11 protein-coding genes are annotated in these 18,699 nt (G+C 64.2%); 7 read left to right on the forward strand and 4 right to left on the reverse strand.

Annotated features, from left to right (window positions below; genetic code table 11):
• Window positions 1-27: 27 nt before the first annotated feature.
• The 4 genes from sigM to BFN03_RS18070 are packed head-to-tail and all read right to left on the reverse strand — an operon-like array spanning window position 28 to window position 7,651.
• Complete coding sequence (gene sigM / locus BFN03_RS18055) at window positions 28-609, reverse strand: RNA polymerase sigma factor SigM (RefSeq protein WP_070380164.1); 582 nt, start codon at window positions 607-609, stop codon at window positions 28-30.
• A gap of 48 nt (window positions 610-657) precedes the next feature.
• The gene (murJ, locus tag BFN03_RS18060; RefSeq protein WP_084385683.1) at window positions 658-4,668 is read right to left on the reverse strand and encodes a murein biosynthesis integral membrane protein MurJ; all 4,011 of its coding nucleotides are present in this window, start codon (window positions 4,666-4,668) and stop codon (window positions 658-660) included.
• Window positions 4,665-7,088 (reverse strand): DUF6049 family protein, encoded by a 2,424-nt coding sequence (locus BFN03_RS18065; RefSeq protein ID WP_070380165.1) that lies wholly within the window; start codon window positions 7,086-7,088, stop codon window positions 4,665-4,667. Before BFN03_RS18065 ends, murJ begins: the two co-directional genes overlap by 4 nt.
• Entirely contained in the window at window positions 7,085-7,651 is a 567-nt protein-coding gene (locus BFN03_RS18070; protein WP_070380166.1) for an NUDIX hydrolase, read from the reverse strand. The genes BFN03_RS18065 and BFN03_RS18070 overlap by 4 nt, the downstream gene beginning before the upstream one ends.
• Window positions 7,652-7,801: 150 nt before the next feature.
• Here BFN03_RS18070 and BFN03_RS18075 point away from each other — a divergent pair, with 150 nt between their 5' ends.
• The 7 genes from BFN03_RS18075 to BFN03_RS18105 all read left to right on the forward strand — a co-directional run bounded on the left by BFN03_RS18075 (window position 7,802) and on the right by BFN03_RS18105 (window position 18,467).
• Entirely contained in the window at window positions 7,802-9,253 is a 1,452-nt protein-coding gene (locus tag BFN03_RS18075) for a CCA tRNA nucleotidyltransferase (RefSeq protein WP_070380167.1), read from the forward strand.
• Window positions 9,254-9,460: 207 nt separating this feature from the next.
• Window positions 9,461-13,645: a bifunctional nitrate reductase/sulfite reductase flavoprotein subunit alpha gene (locus tag BFN03_RS18080; protein WP_070381057.1), complete on the forward strand. Its 4,185-nt coding sequence runs from the start codon at window positions 9,461-9,463 to the stop codon at window positions 13,643-13,645.
• Between the two features lie 143 nt (window positions 13,646-13,788).
• Complete coding sequence (locus tag BFN03_RS18085; RefSeq protein ID WP_070381058.1) at window positions 13,789-14,193, forward strand: TOBE domain-containing protein; 405 nt, start codon at window positions 13,789-13,791, stop codon at window positions 14,191-14,193.
• Window positions 14,190-14,987, forward strand: coding sequence for a molybdate ABC transporter substrate-binding protein (modA, locus tag BFN03_RS18090; RefSeq protein WP_070380168.1), 798 nt, complete (start codon window positions 14,190-14,192; stop codon window positions 14,985-14,987). The genes BFN03_RS18085 and modA overlap by 4 nt, the downstream gene beginning before the upstream one ends.
• Window positions 14,984-15,790 carry an ABC transporter permease gene (locus tag BFN03_RS18095; RefSeq protein ID WP_070380169.1) on the forward strand — a complete coding sequence of 269 codons (807 nt, stop codon included), beginning with the start codon at window positions 14,984-14,986 and terminating at the stop codon, window positions 15,788-15,790. The genes modA and BFN03_RS18095 overlap by 4 nt, the downstream gene beginning before the upstream one ends.
• A 59-nt stretch (window positions 15,791-15,849) precedes the next feature.
• Window positions 15,850-16,878 (forward strand): sulfate/molybdate ABC transporter ATP-binding protein, encoded by a 1,029-nt coding sequence (locus BFN03_RS18100; RefSeq protein ID WP_070381059.1) that lies wholly within the window; start codon window positions 15,850-15,852, stop codon window positions 16,876-16,878.
• Window positions 16,879-17,336: 458 nt separating this feature from the next.
• Complete coding sequence (locus BFN03_RS18105) at window positions 17,337-18,467, forward strand: YVTN family beta-propeller repeat protein (RefSeq protein ID WP_070380170.1); 1,131 nt, start codon at window positions 17,337-17,339, stop codon at window positions 18,465-18,467.
• Window positions 18,468-18,699 lie beyond the last annotated feature (232 nt).

Consider the following 18,699-nt stretch of genomic DNA (forward strand, 5'->3'; position numbering starts at 1 on the left):
CCGCTACTAGGTATTGACGCTCCGGAATCACGATCGGTTCCCCTCGTCGCGAAAATACTCGAGAGCGGAGGCAAGCTTCTTTCGTCCGCGCGCGCACCGACTCTTGACGGTGCCTTCCGGGATTTCGAGAAGTGTGGCGGCCTCGCTGGTGGAAAAGCCTTCGAGATCAACCGCGACGATTGCCATCCGCTGATCCGGTGGGAGCAATCTCAGTGCTCGTTCGATGACCAGGCGCAATTCCAATTCGGCTACGCGGTCGCGTTTCTCGGGCGGCTCACGACCTTCCTCAGCGGCGAGCGAAACAGTCGGGCGGGCCTTGTTCCGGCGGATGCGGTCGAGACAGGCATTGACCACGATCGTGTGCAGCCAACTGCGCACCGCGGCGTCCTGGCGAAACGTGGCGGCTCTGCGATGTGCGGACAACAAGGCTTCCTGCAGCGCGTCCGCTGCATCCTCGGCTGTGTAACTGGTGCGTTTGGCGACGTGCCACAGATGGTCGTAGTGGCGGCCGAGCAGGGTCGAGAACGCGTGCCGATCTCCTGCGACGTGCGCAGCCAACAGGTCGACATCCGAGAGGTTGTCCTCGGTCTCCCCACGAAAGGTTCGCACCGGCGGATGTTAACCCGGGTTCTCATGTATCCGGGCACCGGGTACCGGCTAGTTCGCGGCGTCGAACTCCATGTTCGCGATCGAGGATTGATTCCTTCCATCTTCGCTACTCAGGCCGCTGATCCACACCAGGACATTGCTGGTGGGTCCCGCGGATGTCACCGGGATGTCGGTGACTCCGTCTTCGAGCACCGCCGAACCCAGTACTCGTGTCTGGTCGAGGGAGGGATCCGCCGATGGTGCGCTCCGTATCTCGACATCGGTTCCCGGCGTCGGTGAGTCGATCGAGACGCTGGCAAGGTTGATCGGCTGGTCGAACGTGACCATCAGACCCACACCGTTCTTCAGTGCCGGGAAGGGCTGGAAGTAGTTGTCGGTGCTCCACATCGTGGACGAGTCGCCATCGATTGCGAGGGGCGCGCTTTCTTCCGAGTCGGGGGTTCCCTGCGGCGAGAACACCGATATGCCGGCAGGTGTGACCGGTGCGACGCCCGCCGACGGTGCCGTAGGCGAACCCGCATTCGTCTCAGCCGTCGGCGCCGGTGCCGCGGTCGAGGTGAGCCCGAAGCTCTGCTCGGTGAGCGGGGCGTCGGAACTACTGCCCGTGAGGAAGGTCGCGAGCCAGAAGCCCAGCAGCGCAAGCACGACGATCGTGACGACGGCGAGGCCTGCAAGCGCCGCGATCATCCGGTTGGACCTCTTCTTCTCCGCTTCAATCGCTTCCGGGTCGGCGAGAGCATGCTCCGAGTCGGCGGCGTTTCGCTGCCCGAGTCGAAGGGCCGGGATGAATTCGGTCTTTTCGTTGACTACGGAGGCCTGATCGAGAATGTGCTGCACCGTGGCAGCGGTGCGAATCCCGCCGTTCGGCTCGAGTGAGCGCAACGTCACCGCGGAGATCTCGAAGGGTACCTCCGGCCGGATCACCCGCGGCCCGATGGGCTGGCCGCTTGTGTCTCGGTCCGCTAGCCGCATGCCGCCGACGCTTCCGGGGCGCGGTGCTCCCGCGGGAGCAGACTGATCGGTCAGTGGCCACCGGGCCGTGATCAGCGCGTAGAGCATGGCACCGAGGCCGCGTACGTCGGAACTGGAATCGGAGTCGGCGAGTGTTGCCGGGAACGCCAGAACCGCATCGCCATTGATGCTGATACGAACACGGTCAGGGTGATCGATCGACAGCGCTCCCCCTGCCCGATGTGCAGTCTCGGCGGCGGCGGCGAGGGAGCGGATCGCGCTGGCGGCACCGATCGGTGACGGCTTGGTGTCGGCCATCTCCCGCAGCGAGCGACCGGGAGTCCACTCGGCGACAACAATGCCGCCCGAGCTTCCGCGAACCACGTCGAGCACGCGAGCGAGACCCGGCGAATTGATCCGGCCGAGGCGCAGGGTGCGCGAAAGAATGGCCTGCGGACCGTCGGGAGCGTTCGGGGCGGAACGTTGTTCGGCGTCGACGAAGGTAAGAGCAACCTCTCGGTCGAGTTTGACGTCGAGTGCCTGCCAGAACTGGAGACCGCGTGAACCGCCGTGCGGTGTCAGGAGTCGGTAGCGACCGCCGGCAACGGACGCACCCGGAATGAGCTTGGGGCCACGGGGGGTAGGGCGCGACTTGGTCGCCGGCTCACGATCAGGCGCGGGTGTGATTGGGATAACGCCGGTATCGACACTGTTGTCGCGCCCAGGCGCGGTGCTGATGTCGCGCCCAGGCGCGGTGCTGATGTCGCGCCCAGGCGCGGTGCCGATGTGACCGACATCTCGGTTCCCGTCGCCGCCTTGGTCGGCATCGCCAGAGGCCGTCCCCTGCTCCGTCTTCGGGTCGGCGCTCGAATCCTCCCGATCGCCGGTGTCCTTGATCTGCCCGGTCTTCGGCATCCCGTCCTGCTGCGTCTTCGGCTTCCCGCCGGTGAACGTGGGGGTGTCGGCACGTTCCTTCGCAGAGGCGGCGGGGCTGTCGGGTGCTGCGGCAGAACCGGATTCGGCGGCTTGCACCACAGAACCCCCGGCCCTGTTGCTGCCGGCCACGTCGTCGTCGCTCACCCTCACTCCTTCACTATCGAATGCCCGACTCCGACCAGTACCGGGCGGCGATCCGATCCGCTCGTGTCCAGGGTACGGGAGACCGTTGGGCGATTTGCTACCCAGCGGTTGCCTTCTCGAGTGATCCGATTCGTCTCGGATGGCGGGGATCAGTTCGGTGTCAGCATCGGCGAGCGAATCGGCCTCGGATTCTGCCTCGCCGCCGCGTCCACGCAGGGCGCGCACCTTCCGGCGGACGGCGACAGTGATGGACAGGATCTCCGGGATCTTCGCGAACCACAGGATCGCGAACGTGATCGCGAGCATCAGTATGCCGTTGATGATCACGAGAACCATGGAGCCGGGACCACCGAAGAGTGTGGCGAGCCTGTCCAGATTCAACAGCTTGTTGGTACCGAGCACGGCAGCTGCGCCCGCCAACGACGCCAGAACCACCACCCATACCGTCTTGCCGACGTTCGCCATCTGAAGATTTCCGAGGCTGCGATGCAGCAGATAGCCGCCGATCAGCGCTCCCACGACGTAGCCGAGGCCGTTGGCCGCGCCGAGCAGGATCACTACCTGGTCGTCGCTCGAAGCGATGAAGGGAGTGAGCGCGGACAGTGCGATCTTGACTGCGGTGATGCCGAGGACGATCCACGTGGGGGTCCACGCGCGTTCTCTGGCGTAGAAGACGCGGAGCTGAATCAGGACGAGTGAGTACGGAATCAATGTGAAGGCCGACCAACTGACAGCCTCACCGAGACGTCCGGCATCCCCCGCACCGAAGTTGCCGTACGCATACAGTGCGTGGCCGATGTCTTGCCCCGCAAGGGTGAGGAAAATGGTGATCGGGATCAGCGCAATCATCGTCAACCGGGTCGCAACCGACAGGTCGTCGACCACGGCAGGGGTGTCGTCATCGGCGGCGTTGCGGCTGAGCCTCGGCATGATCGCAGTGAGGACGGTCACGCCCAACACGCCGTACGGCAGCTGAAGAAGCAGCCAGGCGTTGGTATAGATCGCCGGACCTGCCTCGTCCACTTGGGACGAGATGTGGGTAGCGACCGCCATCCCCGCCTGGCTGATCAGGACGTAGAGGATGATAGCGACGGCCATTCCGCCGAATTGCCGTAGCCGATCATCAAGGCCTAACAGTGGTTTGAGTGAGATGCGCTCGCGTCGGATGGCGGGCACCAGGCTCGCCGCCTGCACGACGACACCCAGAGTCACGCCGATACCGAGGACCAGCAGTTTCGGGTCGCCCATGCGCACCGGGTCGATGGTGATCTCCCCCGGAGTCACGTAGTAGATGACCAGCACCGTGATCATCACGACGTTGTTCAGCACCGGTGCCCAGGCGCCCGGTTTGAACACCTGCCGGGTGTTGAGGATGGCGGTGAGCAGCGCCGATAGTCCGTAGAACAGGATGGCCGGTAGCAGCAGGTAGGTGAGAGCCGTGGTCAGGCTGTTGCTCACCCTGGCGTCGTCCGACACGAAGATCCGTGTGATCAGCGGCGCCGCGGCGGTGGCCAGCAGCGCTGCAGTCCCGAGCAAGATGCATGTCGCGGTGAAGAGCCGACGCACGAATGCGGCGCCCCCGTCCGAGTCCTCGCGCTCGGCGCGCACCAGTACGGGGACGACGATCGCGGTGAGCACCGCCCCCAGCACCAGTTCGGCGATCATGTTCGGGATCTGGCTGGCAACGGTGAAGGAGCTCGCCAACGACGCACCCAACAGGGTCAGGACGAGTAACTGTTTGACGAATCCGGTGATACGGCTGACCAGTGTCGCTATTGCGATGGAGCCGGTGGACGCGAGCAGACGCGAGTTGGCCTGTTCCTGGGGTGCCGTCGAGGGACCGGAGTCGTCGGCCGGCGGAGGCTGGTCGACCCGGATGGCCGCGAACTGAACCGTCGGTGCCTCGTCCGGCCGGATCTCACGAGCCCATTGCTGGTCACGCTCCCACGGCGCGATCCGGGTACGAGTGACCCGCGGACGAGAGTGATCGGGAAGTCTCTGATTCCCGCCTGGAATGTCCCCGGTCATGAACGTTCGTACCCTTCGTCAGCTCGATCCGGCTGGCCGCGGAATCGATGCCACAGCCGGCGTCCGGCGAGGAAAAGCAGTAGGGCACCCGCACCGGCGGTGAGCAGCGCCAACGCCTGCCCGTACGCGTTGGACCGTACTGTCACACTGGTCGGCTCACCCAATTGCTGTCCGTTTCCAGTTGTCAGAGCGAAATTGACGACGAGTTGGCGCGAGTCGTTGGCCGTGGTGGGCACGGTGAGAGTTCGGCTGCCTCGCGGTGGGAGCGTAATGGCTCCGATATCGGTGATGTCCATCTCCGCCGGTGCGTCCACCCGCAGTCGGACCGTGATGCCTACCGGGAGATCGTTCCGGGCCACCAGCAGCAACGGGCTTTGCTCCGATGCCAGCGTGTAGACGCCGCCCGGAGACACGACGGTGGCGCCGGCGAACAGGCCGTCCATGGTCTCGGCCACTACGTCGGCTCGAATATCGGATGCCTCTTCTGCGGATCGGTGCTCACCGTCGTGCCGGTGCGCGAGGCTCATCGAGCGCAGGATGTCTTCGCGGAGCGGTGCGAGGAACGTGCTCGGGGTGAGGGGGTTTTGTGGATCGTCGACGAGGGCCGCGCTCAGACTGTCGATACGGGACACCTGTGTGGCGGCGGCATCGCGGATGTGCTGGGGGATGCTGTCGGCGGTATGACCGGAGTGGTCGAGCGGCGCGACCTCTGTCGATTCTGGTGGATCTCCCAGCAGTTCGGGCAGGGGGTGAGCCGTGGCCAATCCCGACCGCAACAGCGAGGAAACCGCGGACAGCAGGGTTGCCGCATCGTCGGCGTCGGCGGTCCACAGTTGCGGCGGCACCATCATCAGCGAACGCGATGTCCTGTAGTCGCCCGACGCCTCGGGTTCGAGAGCTGACCAGGCGACGGCACCGAGCGCGTCCTGCAGGCGGGCAGTCTGGGAGTCGTCGGTCAGGCTGTAGCGGGCACCAGCGGGGGTGAAGACGGGCATCTGCGGGGTAGTCCCCACAGCCGCAAGTGCGGCGCCGACAGACGGGTCGAACAGCAAGGCGTCAACCCTGCCGGGGGCAAAGGTGTTCTGGGTGGCCCCGTGGGTGATGGGTTCGCCACTACCCGGAACGGCGCCTTGGCCTCCCGCGGTCTCGATGACGTAGACGTTGTCTCGCGGCGTGCCCGTCTCTACGGTGTTCGCCGCAACGAGCGCGGTGGTCGGAGCGTCGCCGAGGAGCACCTGCGCGGTTGCGTTGTCGAGCATTCCCGCGGCGCTCCAGACGAAGTTTCGCAGCGACGTGACCCCCAGAATGTCGTCGACGATGTCGGCGGGTGTACCCAGAGCGGCAGCGGTGAGGTTCGGGTTCGCGATCTCGGTGACCGCGGAGAGGTCGGCCTGTGCGAAGGGCACCGAGGTCGTGCACATCGATGCGGCCAGAGACCGGAGGCGCTCGAGCCAGGCAGAAGCGGCCTCCGTGCCGGCGCCCTCACGAGCTGAACCCATGGGATCGGACGGATCGTCCACCACCAGGTATCCGCGGGTCATGTTCTGCACGGTGATGAGCAGGTCGGGGTCGATGGCCAGACACAGGCTGTTCCGGAGCATGCGGTCAGGGTCGACGGTGTCATTGGTGGCGAACTCTGCGGCCGACAGCAGTCCGTCGAGCCGCCCACCCTCGGCGAGCGACGTCGCGAGGTCGTCGTCCACGAGGCGAACGGGATCGGCAATGGAACCGGGAACGCCTGCTGCGAGCCGAGGCCTGTCGGCGAGCGGCCACATCATCGTCAGGGCCACCGGGCTCGAAATGTCGGGTGGGACGGCGGGGTCTCCCGGGACGCCCAACACCGGGAGCAAGAAGCGGGCGTCGTCGAGCCGTGCTGCGCCGCCGTAATCGGGGGTGCCGTTTACGTTCACCAACAGCGGATACACACCGGGCTCGGTGATGTCGAGCGAAACCTCGGTGTCGGAGTGCAGCGGCAGCGAGAGAGTAAAACTCCTACTCTGGCCCTCGTCGAGTCGGGTGGCGACGGTCTCGAACATGCCGACGGTGTCGTACCACGACTGATCGAGAGTGAGCGACGTACGGAGGCCTTCACTGCGCGAGATCGCTGGAGCACGCTGGAGTCGGAGGTTGACATCGTTCACGGTGCGGTCACCGACGTTTTTTACCGATCCGGAGACCGTGACGGTCGCTTCACTGGTGGTGGTGACCGTGGCGGGCGTGACGTTGTCGATGTTCAGTTCCAGAAAGGCCGGGTCCTCGTCGACCGTCTGGGTGTGATCGCTCTCGTACGGAATGCGGCTCTGGACGCTCTCGTGGTGGACACGATTCTCGGCGACAGCCACAACGTAACTGTTGGGAGCCAGCGCGAACGCGAGTGCGACCAGCATCACGCCGCCGACCCGATGCAGAGCCGTCCTCATCCGGCGTCTGGCCTCTGCTGGAGGTTCAGATCAGGGGCTGGGGTCATCTGGGAGATCAAGTCACCGGCGATTTCTGCGAGTTTCCGTTCGTCTGCGTAGGCAAGGCGTGATTTCAGCTCGGCCAATGGCACCCACGCGACCTCGGTGACTTCGACGTCTTCATCTGACAGTTCCCCACCGAGACATTTCATCAGATAGTGGTGGACGGTCTTGTGGACGCGTCGGCCCTCTGTGACGAACCAGTAATCGATGCTGCCCAGCGACGCCAGGACGGTGCCCCGGATACCGGTCTCTTCCTCGACCTCGCGCATCGCGGTCTGTTCGGCGGTTTCGCCCTTCTCGATGTGACCCTTGGGTAGCGACCACAGCAGTCGCCCACGACGGTCGGTTCGGCCGATCAGTGCTGCGCACAGCTTGTTTTTGGGTCCATCGAGGCCGTTGATGACGAGCCCGCCCGCCGAAGTTTCCCGGACCGTCTTCATTCGGTGTCTGTCGGATTTGTTAACCGTGCGTCGTCGCCGCGCGTTGCGGCGACTCCTGTTCGCACGTTCGGCAGCAGACACCTCATCGATAGTAATGCGATCAACTGCCCCTATATATATGCCGCACCCGAACCGGAACACTTCGTGACAGTCCCGTTGCGATGGGGCAGCGAGGTGACGCCGGACGCATGCGCATCCAGCTATTTGCGCACGTCGGTAAGCTTCCTGGACGTGACTGACCCTTCTCTAGACGACGAGCGCCGCACACGACTGCTTGCCGCCGCCGCTGCCACGCTGCGTGAGTTGTCCGACGTCCTGACGCAGCTCGGCGCGAGGTTCGCCGCCGCCGGCCATGAGTTGTACCTAGTGGGGGGTAGCGTCCGTGACGCGATTCTCGGTCGCCTCGGTACCGATCTCGACTTCACCACCGATGCCCGGCCGGAGCAAATACAGAAACTGCTGTCCGGTTGGGTTGAGCACCAGTGGGACGCGGGCATCGACTTCGGCACCATCAGCGCTGTCCGGGCCGGTCAGCAGATCGAGATAACAACGTTCCGCGCCGACACCTACGACCGGGTGTCGCGCAATCCTGTCGTCCAATTCGGGTCGAAGCTCGAGGACGACCTGGTGCGCCGCGATTTCACGGTCAACGCGATGGCCGTGCGGATCGGTGCGGACGGAGCGCTGGAGTTCGTCGACCCGTTGAATGGCATGGATGCGCTGTTGGCGGGCGTACTGGACACGCCTTCGGCGCCGGAGAACTCCTTCAACGACGACCCGTTGCGAATGTTGCGGGCAGCGCGGTTCGTTTCACAGCTGGGATTCTCGATGCACGAGCGTGTACACCGCGCCATCGTCGACATGGCGCCGCAAATCGAGCGGATTACGGCCGAACGCGTCCGCGCGGAGCTCGACAAGCTGATTCTCGGTGAATTCCCCATCGACGGCGTGAACGTCATGTGTGAGACGGGCCTCGCCGATCATGTGTTGCCCGAGGTGCCGCAGATGAAGCTGGAGATCGACGAGCACCACCAGCACAAGGACGTGTATTGGCATTCCTTGACCGTCCTGAAGCAGGCCGTGGACCTCGAGGAGAGCGATCCCGACCTGGTGTTGCGGTGGGCCGCGCTGCTGCACGACATCGGCAAGCCCGCCACCAAGCGCAACGAGCCGGGCGGCGGAGTGAGTTTTCATCACCACGAGGTGGTGGGAGCCAAGATGGTCCGAAAGCGAATGCGTGCGCTGAGGTACTCGAAGCAGATGGTGGACGACGTCTCCCAACTTGTGTACCTCCACCTGCGTTTTCACGGCTACGGCAAGGGTGAGTGGACCGACTCCGCCGTGCGCCGGTACGTGACGGATGCGGGGCCACTGCTACCGCGACTGCACAAACTTGTTCGCGCTGACTGCACGACCCGCAACAAGCGGCGGGCCGCGGCGTTGCAAGCCGCCTACGACGACATCGAGGAGCGGATCGCCCGGATCGCGGAGCAGGAGGATCTCGCGCGGGTCCGCCCCGACCTCGACGGCAATGCGATCATGGAACTTCTCTCGATTCCCGCCGGACCCGAGGTCGGGAAGGCATGGAGGTTCCTCAAGGATCTCCGTCTCGATCGCGGCCCGCTCAGCCGGGAGGAGGCCGAGGCGGAACTGCTGGCCTGGTGGGCAGAGCGCCAGAAGTAGAGTCTGCGATCTCTCCCGCCGCAGGTCCTCCCGTCGCCGGTCCTCGTAGCGCCGGCATGGCTTCACCACCGCAGCCGACGTCGGGTGCGAGAGACGTTATCGAACGCTCACAGGGGTTAATCCCGACGAAACACGGTTGTCGGCAACATTGAATCAGGTCGATAGCAGGGTGGACCAGCAGCGACCGTGCAGGTGAGGAGCGTATCGATGCAGCAACAGATGGCAGGAACCTCCACCGTGAAGTCCGCCTGCTCGTATTGCGGTGTCGGCTGCGGCATCGTCCTCGAGGTCGGAATCGATCCAGAGACGAAGGCCCGCCGCGTCATTTCGGCGTCCGGCGACAAGGAGCATCCCGCCAACTTCGGCAGGCTGTGCACCAAGGGTGCGACCAGCGCCGAGATGCTCGTGGCCGGTGGTCGGATGGAAACCGGTTACCTGCGCGACGAGCGCGGGCAGTCACCTGCCGCGGTGAACGTCGATGCGGCCATCAGCGAGACGGCCCGGCGCCTGAAGGCGATACTCGACGAGCACGGCCCGGATGCACTCTCCTTCTACGTCTCCGGCCAGATGTCTATCGAGGCCCAGTATCTGATCACCAAACTCGCGAAGGGTTTCGTCGGCACCAACCAGATCGAGTCCAACTCGCGACTGTGCATGGCCAGTGCGGGTACCGGATACAAGCAATCCCTCGGTGCAGATGGTCCACCCGGGTCGTATCAGGATTTCGACAAGGCCGACCTGTTCTTCGTGATCGGCTCGAACATGGCCGACTGCCACCCCATTCTGTTCCTGCGGATGATGGACCGGGTCAAGGCCGGTGCAAAGCTGATCGTGGTCGATCCCCGGCGCAACGCGACTGCCGACAAGGCGAATCTGTTTCTGCAGATCACCCCGGGCACCGACCTGGCCCTGCTCAACGGCTTGCTGCATCTACTGGTGAAAGGCGGGCACACCGACCCCGAGTTCATCGCCGAGTTCACCGAGGGCTGGGAGGTGATGCCGGAGTTCCTCGAGGACTACACCCCCGACAAGGTGGCCGAGATCACCGGAATCCCCGAGGGCGACATTCGCACCGCGGCGAGGTGGATCGGCGAGTCCGCGAACTGGATGAGCTGCTGGACGATGGGGCTGAATCAGAGCACCCACGGAACCTGGAACACCAACGCTATCTGCAACCTGCACCTGGCCACCGGGGCGATCTGCCGGCCGGGTAGCGGCCCGTTCTCCCTCACCGGGCAGCCGAACGCCATGGGTGGCCGGGAGATGGGATACATGGGCCCTGGGCTGCCGGGCCAGCGTTCGGTACTCGCCGACGACGACCGCGCGTTCATCGAGGACTTGTGGGATTTGCCCGGAGGCGCAATCCGCACCGAGGTCGGTACCGGAACCGTCGACATGTTCGAGCGTATGACAGCCGGCGACATCAAGGCGTGCTGGATCATCTGCACCAATCCTGTTGCCACCGTGGCTAATCGAAGGACGGTTATCGAGGGCCTCGAGGCCGCGGAACTCGTGATCGCGCAGGATGTGTTTCTCGAGACGGAGACCAACGGCTACGCAGACATCCTCCTGCCCGGTGCGCTATGGGCCGAATCCGACTCGGTGATGATCAACTCCGAGCGGAACCTCACGCTGTTGCAGCAGGCTGTCGATCCGGTGGGACAGGCACTGCCGGACTGGCAGATCATCGCTCGCGTCGCATGCGAGATGGGGTATGCGGAGGCATTCACCTATGCCTCCTCGGAGGACGTGTTCGAGGAGATCAAGCGAACGTGGAATCCCAAGACCGGCTACGACCTTCGAGGCATCACCTACGACCGCCTTCGTGAGACCCCGGTGCAGTGGCCGAGCCCGCCCGGTGACCACACCGACCGCAACCCCATCCGCTACGTCAACGACGGCATCAGTCAAAACTTGCTGTCGTCGGCCGACGGTTCACTCCCCCGACTCGCGTTCGCCACGCCCACCGGCAAGGCGGCCTTCTTCCCGCGTCCCCACATGCTGCCCGCCGAAATGCCGGACGATACATATCCTTTCGTCCTCAATACCGGGCGTCTGCAGCACCAATGGCACACCATGACGAAGACGGGGAAGGTTGCCAAACTCGGGAAGCTGAATCCGGGTCCGTTCATCGAGATCAATCCCCTTGATGCGCAGAAACTCTCGATTGTCGACGGCGACAAGGTCGAGGTGGCATCGCGGCGCGGACGCGCGGTATTGCCCGCCGTGGTCAGTGACCGCGTCCTCGTCGGGGGGTGCTTCGCGCCATTCCACTGGAACGACTCCTTCGGTGAGTATCTCAGTATCAATGCCGTCACGAACGATGCCGTCGATCCGATGTCCTTTCAGCCGGAGTTCAAGGTGTCCGCCGTATCGTTGACCAGGGTCGCCCCGGTGTCCGCGCCGGAGGTCCCGCAGCCCACGGTGGCGGTCGAGCTCCCGAAGGGGTCTCCCGTGGCCGAGTTGAGTCGCCTTCTGGGGCTGGACGACTCCGTCTCCCCCAGCTTCGACGAACACGAACGGGTGTACCTGACAGGACTGCTTTCCGGTTTGCAGGCGGGTGAGGTGCGGGGCGTGCCGGTCCTTCCTCCGAGTGCACCGATTCAGGGCTCCAAACGGATGTGGCTGGACGGCGTCATGGCCGGGTTGTTCTCGCGCTCTGGCAGTTCGGACGCAGTAGCCGCAGGGCGAAACTCGGTGAGTCCAGAACCGGAACGACACCCGGTGATGGTGGTGTGGGCATCGCAGACCGGCAACGCCGAGGAGTTCGCCGCCGAGTGCGCTGAAAGACTCGGGGCGGGTGGGCACGACGCGAAGCTGATCAGCATGGACGAGTGCGATGTCGCCAGTCTCGCCGAAGTCCGCGACCTTTTGATCATCACCAGCACGTTCGGAGACGGTGATGCGCCCGACAACGGCAGCGGCTTCTGGGCGTCGCTGAACAGCGATACCGCACCCACGCTGTCGCAGACCCGATACGCAGTACTGGCTTTCGGGGACTCCAGCTACAACGACTTTTGCGGGCACGGCAAACGGATCGACTCCCGTCTCGACCAGCTCGGTGCGAAGCGAATGATCGACCGAGTCGACTGCGAACCGGACTATGAGACCCAGGCGCACGAGTGGTTGACCCAGGTCGAGAAACTGATCGGGGAAAGGCCGGGTGGGTCATCGGCGTCAGCTGTGCCGGAGACACCCGTGGGGCCCGCTACATCGTCGGGGCCGGTCACGACGAAGCCTGCGGGAGCCGTCCGAGCTGCGAAGAAGGCCCCCGCGTATACCCGAAAGTCTCCGTTGGTCACCCGCCTGACCAGGAACGTTCCGCTCAGTTCAGCGGGTTCGTGGAAGGACGTGCGGCAGTTCGGATTCGACGTGAGCGATCCGAAGTTCACCTACGAGGTCGGCGACGCGCTCGGTGTGTGGCCGACGAACAGCGAGGATGCCGTCGACGAGTGGCTGAAGGTCACTCGACTGGCTCCCGAAGAGCCGGTGAAGCTTTCCGGCCTGCCCGAGATGACGCTGTGGGAGGCTCTGCGAACCCGGTTCGAGATCACCAAGACGACTCCCGATATTCTCCGGTTCGTGCGTAGCCGCACTCAGAACACCGAGTTGGATCGGTTGATGCGCCCCCAGAACAAGATCGCTCTAGGGCAGTGGTTGTGGGGACGTCAGTCGATGGACGTGCTCGCGGAGTACGAGGTGGACGCCGACGTCGAGGAGTGGTTGGGTGTTCTCCCACGGCTTGCGCCCCGGTTGTACTCGATATCGTCGAGCCCCAAGGTCGACCCGAACGAGGTCCAGCTGACGGTGGCAACGGTGCGATACAGCCACGAAGGCAAGAACCGTTCGGGGGTCTGCTCGACGTTCCTCGCGGACCGTTGCGACGGCGCGGACGTACCGATCTTCGTGCAGAAGTCGCCGCACTTTCGCCCTCCGAAGGCGTCCGATGCGCCGATGATCATGGTGGGGCCGGGTACCGGGATCGCGCCGTTCCGCGGATTCCTACACGAACGCAGGGAGTCGGGGCACACCGGCAAGAACTGGATGTTCTTCGGTGAGCAGCACGAGGCTACCGACTTCTACTACCGCGAGGAGATGGAGGCCATGCGGCGCGACGGATTCCTCACCCACCTCGATGTGGCGTTCTCCCGCGATCAACGGCAGAAGATATATGTGCAGGATCGTCTCCGCGAGCACGGCGCAAGGGTGTGGAGTTGGTTGCAGGACGGTGCGTCCTTCTACGTGTGCGGCGACGCGAGCCGTATGGCGAAGGATGTCGACGAAACGCTCCGTGAGCTCGTCCGTGTTCATGGCCGCCTCGACGAAGAAGACACCGAGCGGTATATGAAGCAGCTGGTCGCGGACAAGCGCTACGTGCGAGACGTGTACTGATTCGCAACAGCGGGAGTTTCTGGTTGCCGACTCCGTAAATGCCGATCTACGATTCATAACGTGGCGTATTTGCGGAAGTGCTCGACTCTTCTGTTCGTAGGTGCCGGGCGGACACGCTCGTGCCCCGGCGGCGGGAGTTCGTCGTGACGAGCATTCGTATCCGTCAGGCCGCAGAGCTTCTCGGCGTGAGTGACGACACCGTCCGCCGGTTGATCGACAACGGAAGCCTCACAGCCGGCAGGGACGAGTCGGGTCGCAAGGTGATCGACGGCGCGGAACTTGCCGAGTTCGCGCGGACCAACGCATCCGCGTCGCCAGGTCTCCTCGAGTCCTCGTCCTCGGCCCGCAACCGTCTGACCGGAATCGTGACCGCGGTCGTGATGGACAAGGTGATGGCTCAGGTCGAGATGCAGTGCGGCCCCTTTCGAATCGTGTCGCTCATGAGTAGCGAGGCCGTCCGCGACCTAGGGCTCGAGCCCGGTACGGTCGCCGCGGCCGTCGTGAAGTCGACCACCGTGATCATCGAAACACCGGGTTCGGACTCATGATGAAGTCGCGCCGTTCAGTTGTGTCCGGAACCGCCTTGGGCGTAGTCGCGCTCGCACTACTCGCCGGCTGCGCGTCGGACGAGACCGCCTCGGGCTCCCCCGAATCCGTATCGGACTTCGGTGGCGACATCACTGTATTTGCGGCGGCCTCGCTCGCAGAACCCTTCAGCGAACTCGCAAGGATCTACGAGTCCGAGAACCCAGGCTCCCAAGTGACGTTCAGTTTCGCCGGGTCCTCCGACCTTGCCGCACAGCTGGACCAGGGCGCACCGGCTGACGTCTTCGCATCCGCCGACACCGAGAACATGGCGAAGGTGGTCGACGAGGGCCTGGTCGAGGGCACTCCAGCCGACTTCGCGAGCAATACACTGACCATCGTGACGGCCCCTGGAAATCCTCGGGGCATTGTGTCTCTCGCGGATCTGACCCGCGAGGGAACCCTGGTTGTCACCTGCGCACCTCAGGTTCCGTGCGGTTCCGCGACGCAGAAGGTCGAGACCGAGGCGGGTATCGAGCTGTCACCGGTCAGTGAGGAGTCCTCGGTCACAGACGTACTGGGCAAGGTGATGGCCGGTCAGGCCGATGCGGGGCTCGTGTACGTGACGGATGCGGCACGCGCCGGTGACAGGGTTACGGCAGTCGCCATCGATGAGGCGGCGCAAGCCGTGAACATCTACCCCATTGCGGTGCTGTCTGCTTCGAAGCAGCAGCAAACGGCGCAAGGCTTCGTGGACCTCGTCACCGGACCTCGAGGTCAGGAAGTTCTGGCGCAGGCAGGTTTCGCCGCACCGTGATTCGACCGGCGCGTACGAAGGACCCGTCCGGGCTTCCGGCCTGGATCTTCCTCCCGGCGGCTCTGGGTGGCGGGTTCGTCATCCTGCCGTTGTTCGCGATGCTGACGACCGTCGACTGGTCACGATTCTTCCAGCTGATCACGTCGGAATCCTCGCTCGCTGCACTGAGACTGAGCCTGCAGACCGCCAGCGCGAGTACCGTCCTGTGCATTGTGTTCGGAATTCCGATGGCGGCCGTGTTGTCGCGCAGTAACTTTCGTGGAATACATGTGCTGCGGTCGTTGGTGCTGTTACCGCTGGTTCTGCCGCCGGTGGTCGGCGGAATCGCGCTGCTCTACACGTTCGGCCGACAGGGTCTCATCGGGCGGTACCTCGAAGTCGCGGGTATTCAAGTCGCATTCACCACCACAGCGGTGGTGCTGGCGCAGACGTTCGTCGCGTTGCCGTTCCTGGTGGTGAGCCTCGAGGGGTCGCTCCGGACTGCGGGTCGGCGGTACGAATACGCCGCAGCGACCCTCGGTGCGAATCCCACCACGGTCTTCCGTCGGGTGACGATTCCGCTGGTGCTGCCGGGTTTGGTATCGGGAGCGGTCCTGTCGTTCGCCAGGGCGCTCGGCGAGTTCGGGGCGACCCTGACCTTCGCGGGCAGTCTGCAGGGGGTCACGCGGACGCTACCGCTCGAGATCTATCTGCAGCGCGAGACCGATGCCGACGCTGCGGTGGCGCTGTCGTTGGTATTGGTGGTGGTCGCCGTCCTTATCGTGGTGGGCTCGCGGAGTTGGGCGACGAGGGCCGCGCTGTGAGTGGCCGCGCTGTTGAGGGCCTCAGGGTCGAGGCGCGGGTGGACGCACGCGGGTTCGAGATGGGATTCGATCTCGGTGCGGGTGAGGTGTTGGCGGTCCTCGGCCCCAACGGGGCCGGCAAATCGACCGCGCTCTCCGTGATCGCGGGTCTCGTACGTCCGGACGCCGGGCGTGTGGAACTGAACGGTCGCGTGCTCACCGATACGGATCGCGGTGTGATGCTGCCCGCGCACCGGCGCTGCGTCGCCCTACTCGCCCAGCAGGCTCTGTTGTTCCCGCATCTCACGGTGGCGGCCAACGTGGCATTCGCACCGCGAAGCGCAGGGCGAAGTCGCCGGGAAGCGCGCGGTATCGCCGAGAGGTGGCTGGATGCGGTGGATGCGACGCAGTTCGCGGAACGCCGACCGCACGAGTTGTCAGGAGGACAGGCCCAGCGCGTCGCGGTGGCCCGCGCCCTGGCTGCGGACCCTCAGGCGCTGCTGCTCGACGAACCGATGGCCGCGCTCGATGTGTCCACGGCTCCGGCGCTGCGAGTGTTGCTCAGGCAGGTGCTGCGGGAAGGACGTCGGACGGCCGTCGTGGTCACGCACGACGTTCTCGACGCGTTGGCACTGGCCGACCGGGTGATTGTCGTCGACGACGGTCGAGTGGTCGAGTCGGGATCGGTCCGAGATGTGTTGACCCGTCCCAGAAGCCCATTCGGCGCACGGATCGCAGGGCTCAACCTCGTACCCGTTTCTGGTGCGCCGGACGACCTCGTCGCAGCAACGGGTGCCCGGATGCATGGGCTCCCTGGAGCCGATTTCGTGCCGGGCTCAGCGGCGGTTGCGGTGTTTGCACCACACGCGGTCGCAGTGCACCGTCATCGACCGGAAGGTAGCCCGCGCAACGTATTTCGCGTCACGATCTCCGAGATCGAGGTACGGGGGCCGACGGTTCGGGTGCGTGCGGATGCCGGCGGGCGGCTCGAGTTGAGCGCCGATGTGACTGTGGCGTCCGTTGCGGAACTCGATCTGGTTCCGGGTGCCAACGTGTTCTTCGTCATCAAGGCAGCCGAGGTTGCCCTCCACGCCGCGCGAGCAGTGTGAGATCTATACGGAAAGTGTTCTCGGGGAATTTATTTGGGTGACAAACATATCAGTTGGACAGTTGTAGCCGTCGCATTTGCGAGATGGTTAATTGTTGTGCGGAAACCACTTTCGGCCAGGACTCCGTATATCGACGGTTGGGTTGGGGTGCGGGTTGGCCTGGATAGGGAATCGGAATGGTTGGGCCGAGGATCGAGTTCGAGCATCGGGAGTAGTGACCCCCGAACCGGAAGATCCGGAGAAACAGAATGATTCGGACAAACCGAAGGAACCGGACCTGCAAGGAATAGTAAGTGAACCCGCCCTAGCGCCGAGGGGGACTTGCGGCTACTCTTCACGGCATTCCCCGTCGGGGTGTCTCGGCTGTGGCCCGAGATGCAAGTCGTGCAAAAAGAATTCGACGGGGACCATACAAGACTGGGGACAGCCACGTTGTTCCGTCGAGAGAGGATGCGTACGTGAATCGAGACGGTAGTTTGCTCGGCAAGCCCGCGATCCGGGGGAGCTTCCCGCGTTTGTTGTTCGGGTTGTCGACTACTGCTGCGATGATGCTCGGAATGGCCGGAGCGGGGGCGGCGACTGCGGTGGCGGATACCGCTTCTTCTGATAACACGGTGATCGACACCATCTCGGTCGGGGCCAACCCCCAGCATGTGGTAATCACCCCGGATGGATCCCGCGCCTACGTCAACAACTATCTTGACAGCTCGGTGTCGGTGATCGACGCCGTCAGCGACACGGTGATCGACACCGTCAGCGTAGAAAGCAGGCCGTTGTGGCTAGCGGTCTCCCCGGACGGGTCCCAGGTCTACGTCACTACTGGCAGGTCGGTGTCGGTGATCGACACCGACAGCGACACGGTGATCGACACCATCCCCGTCCAAAACCCTACCCAAGGAGTGGCGTTCACCCCGGACGGGTCCTACGCCTACGTCCCTCAGATCAATGACGATTCGGTGGCGGTGATCGACACCCCCAGCCACGTGAATTTCGCTAGCGTCCCGATCGGGGTGTCCTCGAAGAGGGTGGTGGTCACCCCGGACGGGTCCCGTGCCTACGTCACCGCTAGCGGAGACTCGGTGTTTGTGATCGACACTGCCAGCAACACAGTAATCGACACCATCACCGTCGGGGCCAAATCCCAAGGCATCGCGGTCACCCCGGATGGTTCTCGAATCTACGTCGCCCACATTGATGACGATTCGGTGTCGGTGATCGATACCGCCAGCAACGCGGTGATCGACACCGTCTCCGTTGGGGCGAGACCGTTGTGGGTGGCGGTCGCCCCGGACGGGTTGCGCGCCTATGTCAGCAACTCTCACGACGATTCGGTGTCGGTGATCGATACCGCCAGCAACGCGGTGATCGACACTGTCACCGTCGGACGAACCCCGGACGGAATAGCGGTCTCCCCGGATGGGTCCCGCGCCTACGTGGTGAACATCCTTGACCACTCGGTGTCCGTGATCGAACTGGCCGTTGGAGAGCCGGGTGGTGGAGAGCCGGGTGGTGGAGAGCCGGGTGGTGGAGAGCCGGGCGATGGTGAGCCGGGCGATGGGTGTACCGGATCGCTCTGCTTCGGGTCGTAGCGGGTGCGTTGAAACATGTGTGTGGGTAGGTCAGTTCAGCAATGTGCGCATCAGTGGACGTTGTTGCCGTCCCGCTAATGAGATGGTGAATTGTTGTGAGGTAATCACTTTCGGTTCAGACTTCTCGTGGCCAACGGTTCGGATCGGGCATGTGGCTGCCTGTTTAGGGAATCGGAACGAGGATCGGGTTCGATTCCCGCGAGTAGCGAACCCCGAACCGGAAAAGCTGGAT

Source organism: Rhodococcus sp. WMMA185, assembly GCF_001767395.1.
Classification (GTDB): Bacteria; Actinomycetota; Actinomycetes; order Mycobacteriales; family Mycobacteriaceae; genus Rhodococcus_F.